Genomic DNA, 10,349 nt, shown 5'->3' on the forward strand with positions numbered 1-10,349 from the left:
TGCACCAAGGGGTCTTGCAACTGCCCTGCGCGGGGCCTACCCCGGTTTCATGACCCTGCCCGCCCCCTGCCCCACGCCCTTTAACCTGGCCGCGCATGTGCTGGCCCACGCCGCGCGTCTGCCCGACAAGATCGCGCTGGCGGTACTTTCGCCTACGCGCTCCGACAGGTGGAGCTACGCGCGGCTGGAAGACAGGGTGCTGCGCACGGGCGCCGGGCTTTTGGCGCAGGGGCTAACGCCCGGTGACCGGGTACTGCTGCGGCTTGGCAACCGGCCCGATTTCCCTGTGGCCTACCTTGCCTGCATCGCCGTGGGGCTGGTGCCGGTGCCCACCTCGGCGCAACTGACCGGCCCCGAAATCAGCCGCCTCGCGCCAGAGATCGGGCCAAAGCTTATCCTTGCACAGGACGGCATCGCACTGCCCGATCCGCTGACCTGTCCGGTCGTGACAGAGCTCGACGCGCTGGCCGCGCATGAGCGAGCCGAGTTCCAGATGGGCGACCCCGACCGGCTGGCCTATCTCGTCTACACCTCGGGCACATCTGGCAAACCACGGGCAGTGGCCCATGCGCACCGGGCGACCTGGGCGCGTCGCATGATGCACAAGGGCTGGTATGGGCTTGCTGAAAGCGACCGCCTGCTGCATGCCGGGGCCTTCAACTGGACCTTCACGCTTGGCACCGGGCTCTTGGACCCGTGGTCGGTCGGCGCGACGGCCCTGATCCCGTCCGAAGGCACCGATCCCACCACCCTGCCGCTTCTGCTCAAACGCCATGACGCGACGATCTTTGCCGCCGCCCCTGGTATCTACCGCCAGATGCTGCGCGCACCGATCCCTGCCATGCCGAAGCTGCGCCACGGGCTCAGCGCCGGGGAAAAGCTGCCCGAACCAATCCGCGCGGCCTGGCTGGACGCCACGGGAACGACCATCCACGAGGCGCTAGGCATGTCGGAATGTTCCACCTTCATCTCGGGCGCGCCCGACCGCCCTGCCCCGCATCATTCGCTCGGTTTTCCGCAGCCCGGCCGCCGCATCGCGGTTCTGGGCGCGGACGGTCAGCCCCTGCCGCAGGGCGACACCGGGACGCTCGCCATCCATCGCAGCGATCCCGGCCTGATGCTGGGCTACCTGTCGGACGGAGGCTTCGACCTGCCCCTGACGGGCGAGTGGTTCGTGACCGGCGACCAGGTGCATCAGGATCCGGACGGATCGCTTGTCTATCACGGGCGGGCCGATGACATGCTGAACGCGGGCGGGTTCCGCGTCAGCCCCCAGGAAATCGAACGCGCCTTCGCGCCCTTGGTAGAGGATTGCGCCGCCGTTTCGGTGGAAATCCGCGAGGACACGCATATCATCTGTCTGGCGCATGTAAGCGATCTGTCCGAGCCCGCCCTCAGCCTTCACGCGGAAAGCTGTCTTGCGCGCTACAAGCAGCCAAGGCTTTATGTCGGGCTCGATGCGCTGCCCCGTGGCGCGAATGGAAAACTCAACCGCAAGGCGCTTGCCGCCGCGATCAAGGACGCCCAATGATCAAGCTCGATATCCTGTCCGACCCGATCTGCCCCTGGTGCTACATCGGCAAGGCCTATCTCGACCGGGCGCTGGAAAAGGCCGGTGACCATCCCTTCCTGATCGAGTGGCACCCGTTTCAGCTGAACCCCGAGATGCCCGCAGGCGGCATGGACCGGCGCGCCTACCTGGAGGCGAAATTCGGCGGCAAGGACGGCGCCGTGCGCGCCTATGCCCCGGTGGTGGAACACGCCGAAAAGGCCGGGCTGTCCATCAATTTCGAAGGGATCGGGCGCACCCCCAACACGCTCGACGCGCACCGCCTGATCCACTGGGCGGGGATCGAGCAGCGTCAGACGCCCGTGGTGGCGGCGCTCTTCAAGGCTTACTTCGTGGACGGGCGCGATATTGGCGACAAGGCCACGCTGGCCGAGCTCGCCGGGGAATGCGGGCTCGATGCCGCCATGACCGCGACGCTTCTGGCAGGCGAGGCCGATGCCGACGACATCCGCGCCCGCGATGCCCATGCCCGCGAACGCGGCGTGACAGGCGTGCCCACCTTCATCCTCGCCAATCAGCACGTGCTGACCGGCGCGCAGCCGCCCGAACTTTGGGGCAAGGTCATCGAGGATGTGCGGGGCCTGATGAAAGAGGCCGAATGAGCGGCGGCCTGATCCTGGGTCTGGCGGCCACCCTGATCTGGGCCGCGATCCTGTTCTGGTCCGACCGTGACCCCGGCAATGGCCCCTGGCCGCCCCGGAGGGGCAGCTTGTTCACGGCGGCATGGGCCTGGGGGCTGACCACGCTGATCTATGTGGGGCTCGTGCAGACCTGGGGTCAGCCGCCGATCCTGCCCGCCCTCGTTCAATACGGTGTCGGCCTGCCGCTCGCGGTTGCAGGCAGCCTGCTGCACACATGGGCCACGGCCGCGCTTGGCCTGAAGGGCACCAGCGGATGGGATGTGGGGATCGCCACCCGTGGTCCCTACGCGTTCTGCCGGCATCCGCAATATCTGGGGCAGATCGTCAGCATCGCGGGGCTGGCGCTGATCATCGGGTCGGGCGAGGCGCTGGCGCTCGGGCTTGCCGCTTCGCTCATGCTGGGATACGGATCAGGGGTCGAGGATTGCGCGATTGCCGTGCACCACCCCGACGCCTTTGCGGCTCATTCCGCCAGAACCCCGTTCCTTTTGCCGAGATTTTCGAGCCGTTCATGACCGAGTCCGATTCCCGCCGCCTGAGCCAGGGCGAATTCATCGCCCTCATGGGCATGATGTTCGCCACCATCGCGTTCTCGATCGACTCGATGCTGCCCGCGCTGCCCGAGATCGCTAACGAACTGACCCCCGACGCGCCGAACCTGGCGCAGCTTGTTCTGACCTCATTCGTCTTCGGCATGGGGGCTGGCACGCTCGTAACAGGCCCGCTGTCGGATGCTTTTGGCCGCAAGGCGGTGATCTACTGGGGTGCAGGGCTTTATGTGCTTGGCTCTGTCATGGCCTATCTCGCGCCTTCGCTGGAACTGGTGCTGGCCGCGCGCGCGATCCAGGGGCTTGGGGCCGCAGGGCCTCGCATCGCCTCGATGGCACTGGTGCGAGACCTCTATTCCGGGCGGCAGATGGCGCGGATCATGTCCTTTGCCATGCTCGTCTTCATGATCTTCCCCGCTGTCGCGCCCATGATCGGCGCAGGCATCATAGCGCTTGCCGGCTGGCGGTCGATCTTTTTGGCCTTCGTTCTGTTCTCAGCGGTATCGATTGGCTGGATCGGCATCCGTCAGCCCGAAACCCTGCCCGTCGAGCGGCGGCGTGCACTGAATGGCGCGATGCTGTGGGCCGGGATGAAAGAGGTTCTAAGCCACCGGCAGGTGATGCTTTCGACGCTCATCCAGATCATGATCTTCGGCGTGCTCTTCGCCACCATCAGCTCTGTCCAGCAGGTCTTCGACATCACCTATGGCCGGGGGGAAACCTTCCCCTTCTGGTTTGCTGGCATCGCCGTCTTTTCCGCCCTGCCGCCGCTGGTCAATGCAACCCTGGTGGTCAAGCTGGGGATGCGGCCGCTTATCCGCCGGGCCCTGATGGGCCAGATTGCCGTGTCGGCGCTGGCGGGGGGCGTCTTTCTGACCTTGGGCAGCTCGGCCCCCTGGACCTTCTGGATCTTCCTCGTCTGGACCGCAGGGCAGTTTGCGGCCACGGGCTTTACCATCGGCAATCTCAACGCGCTGGCGCTGGAGCCCATGGGGCATATCGCGGGCATGACATCCTCGGTCATGGGGGCGGTCGCAACCGTGGGCGGGGCCCTGATCGGGGCCGTGATCGGCCAGCTGTTCAACGGAACGCCCACGCCGCTTGTGCTGTCGGTGCTGCTGGTCGCGGGCGTGAGCCTTGTTATCGCGACCCGCCTGCCGCGCGAGGGGCGTTAAGCCTTTTTCGCCTCGATCACCTTCTCGGCCAGGTCGCGGGCAATCGCTAAGGCGCCCTTGATCTTGTCGCTGTCCGTGGCCCAGTCCCGGCGCACCACGATCTTGTTGTCGCGCACCTTGGCCAATCCGCGCTGGTTCTGCACGAACTCCACCAGCCCTGCCGGATTGGCGAACTTGTCGTTGTGGAACTGGATCGTTGCGCCCTTGGGCCCGCCATCGAGTTTCGCGATCCCGGCCCGCTTGCACATGGCCTTGATACGCACGACCAGCAGCAGCGTGTTGACCTCTTTGGGCAGCTTGCCGAACCGGTCGATCAGCTCGGCGGCGAAACCTTCCAGTTCCACCTTGGTGTGAAGCTGCGACAGACGCCGGTAAAGCCCAAGCCGCACGTCGAGATCGGGCACGTAATCGGCCGGGATCAGCACGGGAACGCCAAGGTTGATCGTCGGCGCCCACTGCCCGTCATCATCGGTCAGCATCTCCATGTTGCCCGAGCGGATCTTGGCGATCGCCTCTTCCAGCATGGACTGGTAAAGCTCGAAGCCCACTTCCTTGACGTGGCCCGACTGCTCTTCTCCCACGATGTTGCCTGCACCGCGTATATCGAGATCCTGGCTCGCAATCGTGAACCCCGCCCCGAGGCTGTCGAGACTGCCCAGAACGCGCAGCCGCTTTTCGGCGGCAGGCGTCAGTTTCGCGCGCGGCTTGGTCGTCAGATAGGCATAGGCGCGGGTCTTGGACCGGCCGACGCGCCCCCGGATCTGGTAAAGCTGCGCAAGGCCATACATGTCGGCCCGGTGCACCACCATCGTGTTCGCGGTCGGAATGTCGATGCCGGATTCGATGATCGTGGTGGCCAGCAGAACGTCATACTTGCCGTCGTAAAAGGCATTCATCCGGTCGTCGAGCTCGCCCGCCGCCATCTGGCCATGGGCCACGACGAAGCTGACCTCGGGCACCTGGCTGCGCAGGAAATCCTCGATCTCGGGCAGATCCTCGATGCGGGGCACCACGTAGAAGCTCTGCCCGCCCCGATAGTGCTCGCGCAGCAGCGCCTCGCGGATGGTGACCGCGTCGAACTCGGACACAGAGGTGCGGATCGCCAGCCGGTCGACGGGCGGCGTGCCGATCAGGCTGAGGTCGCGCACACCGGACAGAGACATTTGCAGCGTGCGCGGGATGGGCGTGGCCGAGAGCGTCAGGACGTGCACCTCGGAGCGCATTTCCTTCAGCCGTTCCTTGTGGCCGACGCCAAAGCGCTGTTCCTCGTCGATAATCAACAGCCCGAGGTTCTGGAACCGGATGTTCTTGGCCAGGAGCGCGTGGGTGCCGATGCAGATATCGACGCTGCCATCAGACAGCCCCTTGCGCGTGTCGCTGGCCTGCTTTGCTGCAATGAAGCGCGACAACTGCCTGACATTGATAGGAAATCCACGGAACCTGTCGGCGAAGGTCTTAGCGTGCTGGCGGGCCAGAAGCGTGGTGGGCGCGATCACCGCCACCTGCATGCCGCTGGCCGCCGCGACAAATGCCGCGCGCATCGCGACCTCTGTCTTGCCGAAGCCCACATCGCCCACGACAAGCCGGTCCATCGGCCGCCCGCGTTCGAGGTCTTCCATCACATCGGCAATGGCAGACAGCTGGTCATCGGTTTCCTCGTATGGAAAGCGCGCGCAGAAGGCCTCCCACATGTCGCCGGGGGGCTCCATCACAGGGGCGTGGCGCAATTCGCGTTCGGCCGCGATGCGAATGAGCTTGTCGGCGATCTGGCGGATACGTTCCTTGAGCTTGGCCTTCTTGGCCTGCCAGGCCCCGCCGCCAAGCTTGTCGAGAAGCCCCTCTTCATGGCCATAGCGGCTCAGAAGTTCAATGTTTTCAACAGGAAGGAACAGCCGGTCACCGCCCGCGTATTCCAGCGCGATACATTCATGCGGCGCGCCCATTGCGGTGACGGTTTCCAGACCGTTATAGCGCCCGACCCCATGGTCGACATGCACCACCAGGTCGCCCGGGCTGAGGCTTTGCGCCTCGGTCAGGTAGTTTTCCGCCCGCTTTGTCTTGCGCTTGGGGCGGATCAGGCGGTCGCCCAGAACGTCTTGCTCGGAAATGACGGTCAGCCCCTGCCCGGAGAAACCCTGTTCCAGCGGCCAGACGGCAAGATTGACAGAGCCCCGCGGCAGGGTTTCTGCCCCGTTCGAGATGTCACGAAGGTCGGTAAGCCCCTGATCTTCAAGCAAGCCTTTCAATCGTTCGCGTGCACCCTCGGACCAGGAGGCCATGATCACGGCATTCTTCTTGCCTTCGGCCCGAATATGGTCGGTCAGCGCGCCGAAGAGGCTGATATTTTCCTGTTGGCGCTCCGGTGCAAAGTTGCGCCCGATACGCCCGCCCGCATCCACCACGCCGGGGCCGCTGGATTGCGGCAGTGGCGAGAACTGGATCACGCGATGCCCCGAAATCGCGGAGTCCCAGGCCGCGTCGGTCAGGTAGAGCAGTTCTGGCGGGCACGGCTTGTAAACCGTATCCAGCCGCCCCTTCTGCGTCATGGCGGTTTTGCGCGTATCATATTGATCGGCAATCGTTTCCCAACGGGCCAGCCGCTGCGGGGTGGACTGGTCATCCAGCGTGATCGTGGCCCCTGGCAGGTAATCGAACAGGGTCTCCAGCCGTTCGTGGAAGAAGGGTAGCCAGTGCTCGACACCCTGATGCTTGCGCCCTGCGCTGACCGCTTCGTAAAGAGGGTCTTCGCCGCCGCCAGCCCCGAATTCCACCCGGTAATTCTGCCTGAACCGCGCAATGGAGGGCTCATCGAGGATGACCTCCGACACGGGCGCGAGTTCGATGCGGCTGAGCTTTTCCGTGGTGCGCTGCGTGGCCGGGTCGAAGCGGCGCGCGCCATCGAGAACATCCCCGAAGAGATCGAGCCGCACCGGCATGTCCTCTCCCGGCGGCCAGACGTCGATGATGCCGCCGCGAATGGCGTAATCGCCCGGCTCCATCACCGTGGGAGATTGCGAAAACCCCATGCGGATCAGAAAGTTGCGCAGCGCCTCTTCGTCGATCTGGTAATCTACGCGGGCAACGAAAGCCGAGTTGCGCAGCAGGTCACGCGGCGGAACATACTGGGTGGCCGCCGTCAATGTGGTCAGCAGGATAAAGCGCCCCTCAAGCCCCGCGGCAAGGGCTGCCAGCGTAGCCATGCGCGTGGCGGAGATGTCGGCATTCGGCGAGACACGGTCGAAGGGCAGACAGTCCCAGCCCGGAAACCGCAGCACGGGCACGGAGGGACCGAAGAATTCCAGCGCCGTCGCCATCGCGGCCAGCCGCTTGTCATCGCGCGCCACATGCATGACCGGGCGATCATGATCCCCCAGCTCCCTGAGAAGGCGGAGCGCGTCATAGCCCTCTGGAACGCCGCCCATGAGGACATGGTTTTTATTGTTCATCAGGGGTTTGTCCCGCGCGGTTAAAGTCCCAATGCGCCATAGTGGAGGTTGGTCCACATGCCCCAGAAGGCGGTCACGAAGATCGAGACCACCCCGATCATCTGGACCATCATCCGATGATTGCGCAGACGACGGGCTATATCCTCAAAGCCGGTGTCCCGCAACTTGTGCGCGGTGCGCACATTGAGCGCCGCCACGCCCGTCATCGGCGCCATGAGAAGGAAGACGGCCTGGCAGAACTCGACCGAATAACCCCAGCCCATAACGGCAAGCCCTGTCAGCAGGAAGCTCATGAAGCCGATGGCTGAAACGCCGGAAAGCTCCACGATGCTGAGAATGCGGTTCACATTGACCTCGGCCAGCACCCGCATGTCGTGGATGGACCGTTCGTGGCCCCGGCGCGCCCGGGAGACCATGTCGAAGGGCACGCCCACGATCCAGTGACTGGCCGTCGACCACAGCGCTGCCAGCGCGATCCAGTACCAAAGGTTGGAAAACGACCTGAGGTCGATCACTTCGGTTGCAAGTTCTAGAAAATCCAAGGCTGCCCTGCCTCATGTCCCGGTAATCGCGGGCACATTAGTCGCGCATTTGCCCGGTTTCCAGCCCTTGAGAAAACTGCGCGAACATGACACCCATTTTGCAACACATGACGGCGGAGGATCATCCCATGCGCAACAACCAGGCCCCTTTCCCCAAGACGCGGTTCCGCCGCACCCGGGCAAGTGCGGCGGTGCGCGCGCTGGTTCGGGAAAACAGGCTGTCGGTCGATGACCTGATCTGGCCGGTCTTCGTGCGCGAAGGGCACGGAATCGAGGAACCTGTCGCCTCCATGCCGGGTGTGCACCGCTTTTCCGTCAACTGTCTTGTGAAGGCCGCGAAAGAAGCGCATCTGCTTGGAATTCCCGCGATCTGCATCTTTCCCTACACCGACCCCTCGCTGAAGACCGAGACCTGCGAAATCGCCTGGGATCCCGACAACATCGCCAACCGTGCGATCGCCGAGATCAAGGCCGCGGTGCCAGACCTGGCCATCATGACCGATATCGCGCTCGACCCTTATAATGCCAACGGTCATGACGGGATCGTGCGCGACGGGATCATCGTCAATGACGAAACCGTCGAGGCCCTGGTCAAGATGGCGCTGGCACAGGCGCGCGCGGGGGCTGATATCCTGGGGCCATCCGACATGATGGACGGGCGCATTGGCGCGATCCGAGACGCGCTGGAGGCCGAGGGCTTCGACAATGTCTCGATCATGTCCTACGCCGCGAAATTCGCCAGCGCCTATTACGGCCCGTTCCGCGATGCCGTGGGCGCGTCTGGCGCGCTCAAGGGCGACAAGAAAACCTACCAGATCGATCCGGCCAACCGGCTGGAGGCTCTGCGCTGCGTCGAGCGCGACCTGACAGAAGGCGCCGACATGGTGATGGTCAAGCCGGGCATGCCCTATCTCGATCTCTGTCGCGACGTGAAGGATGCCTTCGGCGCACCGACCTACGCCTACCAGGTGTCGGGCGAATACGCGATGATCGAGGCGGCAGCGGCCAATGACTGGATCGATGGTGAAAAGGTCATGATGGAAAGCCTGATGAGCTTCCGGCGCGCGGGCTGTGACGGGGTGCTGACCTATTTCGCACCGCGCGTAGCGCGGATTCTCAACGACTGACGAAAAAGGCCGCGCTTAGCCCTCGGGGCGGTGCGCGGCCAGTTCCGATTGCCGTCCGGGCGAGGGAAAAAAGCCCGGCGGCACGTCCTATACGGGCATGTCGTTAAAAAGCTCGTCCTCCACATCATCCTTGGGATCGGGATGCTTCCAACGCGGTGCCGGGCGTGGGCTGTCTTCGCGCGTCGCCGCCGGATCGGTCTTTTTCATCTCGTCGCTCGCGGGTTTGCGGGTTTTGTCATCGGCCATTGGGGCGCTCCTTCATCGTCGGGTCGGCGGAATCTCCGCCGGGTCATGCTGCGGACCGGGGCCAGATCGGCCACCGGTCCGGGAAGAACGGCCTCAAATCCCCACCCGGGGCCGTTCCCTGCGCCATGTCAGGTGGCGCATTTGCGGCAGAACGGCGTCCAGGGAAGCACGTCCAGCCTGTCTTCGGAAATGTCGTCCCCGCATTTCATGCAGGTGCCGTATTCCCCTTCATCCATGCGTTGCAGCGCGGCCTTGATCATCCGGATCTCGTGCTGGCCGGACACGCCCATGCCTTCCAGCACCTCGTCGCCTTCACGCTCGGTGGCCATTTCCTCCCAGTCTTTCGACTGGTGGCTTTCAAGCTCTTCCTCGATCTGGTGCAGCTTCTCGTCGAGGCTGGCCAGCCGTTTCACCAGGGAATCGCGGCGAATGGCGAGATCGATCATCAAGGGGTCCTCCTCGGGCTTTGCTGTTGCAGAGGCGCGGTTTCCAACGCTTGACCCGAGTTTATCGCGCTGGCGATTTGCCCCACGTTGACCGAGATCAAGCAAAGCGCGCATTTCGACCTTCTCTTGACGTGTTTTTCACCCTTCGTTCAGGTCGTTTCCTCTTTCGCCTTTTCAATCTGGGTCGCACGCGGCAGGGTTGTGGCACCCACCAAGACCGGAGCAGACCACGCATGGACCTTCGCCAGCTTTCCGACAGCCACTTCGTTGCCGGCCAGATCGACCCCGCCGACATGGCGGCCCTGGTCGAAACCGGCGTGACCACGATCATCTGCAATCGTCCCGATCACGAGGTGCCCCCAAGCCACCAGGCCGCTGCCATGCAGGACGCGGCTGAGGCGGCCGGGCTGGTCTTCGTCTTCAACCCTGTAAACGGCGCGGCGATGACGATGGACAATGTCGAGGAACAGGCCGATGCGCTCGACAGTGCCGAGGGCAAGGTGCTGGCCTATTGCGCCTCTGGCATGCGCTCGGCCGTCATGTGGGCCTTCGCGCAAGCCGGGCCGATGGAGACCTCCCACATCATCGACGCCGCCGAGGACGCAGGC

General features: G+C 64.3%; 10 protein-coding genes. 6 read left to right on the plus strand and 4 right to left on the minus strand.

What is annotated here, in order from left to right:
• Positions 1-49: 49 nt before the first annotated feature.
• The 4 genes from ACEQXV_RS19135 to ACEQXV_RS19150 are packed head-to-tail and all read left to right on the plus strand — an operon-like array spanning position 50 to position 3,934.
• Positions 50-1,531, plus strand: coding sequence for a class I adenylate-forming enzyme family protein (locus ACEQXV_RS19135; RefSeq protein ID WP_370270509.1), 1,482 nt, complete (start codon positions 50-52; stop codon positions 1,529-1,531).
• Positions 1,528-2,172, plus strand: coding sequence for a DsbA family oxidoreductase (locus ACEQXV_RS19140; RefSeq protein WP_370270501.1), 645 nt, complete (start codon positions 1,528-1,530; stop codon positions 2,170-2,172). The genes ACEQXV_RS19135 and ACEQXV_RS19140 overlap by 4 nt, the downstream gene beginning before the upstream one ends.
• On the plus strand, positions 2,169-2,726 hold the full coding sequence (locus ACEQXV_RS19145; protein ID WP_370270503.1) for an isoprenylcysteine carboxylmethyltransferase family protein: 558 nt from the start codon (positions 2,169-2,171) through the stop codon (positions 2,724-2,726). Before ACEQXV_RS19140 ends, ACEQXV_RS19145 begins: the two co-directional genes overlap by 4 nt.
• Positions 2,723-3,934: a multidrug effflux MFS transporter gene (locus ACEQXV_RS19150; protein ID WP_370270504.1), complete on the plus strand. Its 1,212-nt coding sequence runs from the start codon at positions 2,723-2,725 to the stop codon at positions 3,932-3,934. Before ACEQXV_RS19145 ends, ACEQXV_RS19150 begins: the two co-directional genes overlap by 4 nt.
• Here the strand turns inward: ACEQXV_RS19150 and mfd are convergent.
• On the minus strand, positions 3,931-7,380 hold the full coding sequence (mfd, locus tag ACEQXV_RS19155; protein ID WP_370270506.1) for a transcription-repair coupling factor: 3,450 nt from the start codon (positions 7,378-7,380) through the stop codon (positions 3,931-3,933). The two genes, ACEQXV_RS19150 and mfd, sit on opposite strands and share 4 nt — an antisense overlap.
• Positions 7,381-7,400: 20 nt before the next feature.
• On the minus strand, positions 7,401-7,922 hold the full coding sequence (locus tag ACEQXV_RS19160; RefSeq protein WP_370270507.1) for a component of SufBCD complex: 522 nt from the start codon (positions 7,920-7,922) through the stop codon (positions 7,401-7,403).
• Between the two features lie 128 nt (positions 7,923-8,050).
• Between ACEQXV_RS19160 and hemB the strand changes: the two genes are divergently transcribed.
• Entirely contained in the window at positions 8,051-9,049 is a 999-nt protein-coding gene (gene hemB, locus ACEQXV_RS19165) for a porphobilinogen synthase (RefSeq protein ID WP_370270511.1), read from the plus strand.
• An 87-nt stretch (positions 9,050-9,136) separates the two neighbouring features.
• Here the strand turns inward: hemB and ACEQXV_RS19170 are convergent, their stop codons facing one another.
• Together ACEQXV_RS19170 and ACEQXV_RS19175 are read right to left on the minus strand one after the other, a co-directional pair.
• The gene (locus ACEQXV_RS19170) at positions 9,137-9,295 is read right to left on the minus strand and encodes a hypothetical protein (protein ID WP_370255295.1); all 159 of its coding nucleotides are present in this window, start codon (positions 9,293-9,295) and stop codon (positions 9,137-9,139) included.
• Between the two features lie 128 nt (positions 9,296-9,423).
• Entirely contained in the window at positions 9,424-9,741 is a 318-nt protein-coding gene (locus tag ACEQXV_RS19175; RefSeq protein ID WP_370255296.1) for a TraR/DksA family transcriptional regulator, read from the minus strand.
• A gap of 233 nt (positions 9,742-9,974) precedes the next feature.
• Here ACEQXV_RS19175 and ACEQXV_RS19180 point away from each other — a divergent pair.
• Positions 9,975-10,349 (plus strand): TIGR01244 family sulfur transferase (locus ACEQXV_RS19180; protein ID WP_370270508.1); only part of this gene is annotated, 375 nt, incomplete at its 3' end.

Source organism: Nioella sp. (genome assembly GCF_964229645.1).
Lineage (GTDB): Bacteria > Pseudomonadota > Alphaproteobacteria > Rhodobacterales > Rhodobacteraceae > Nioella.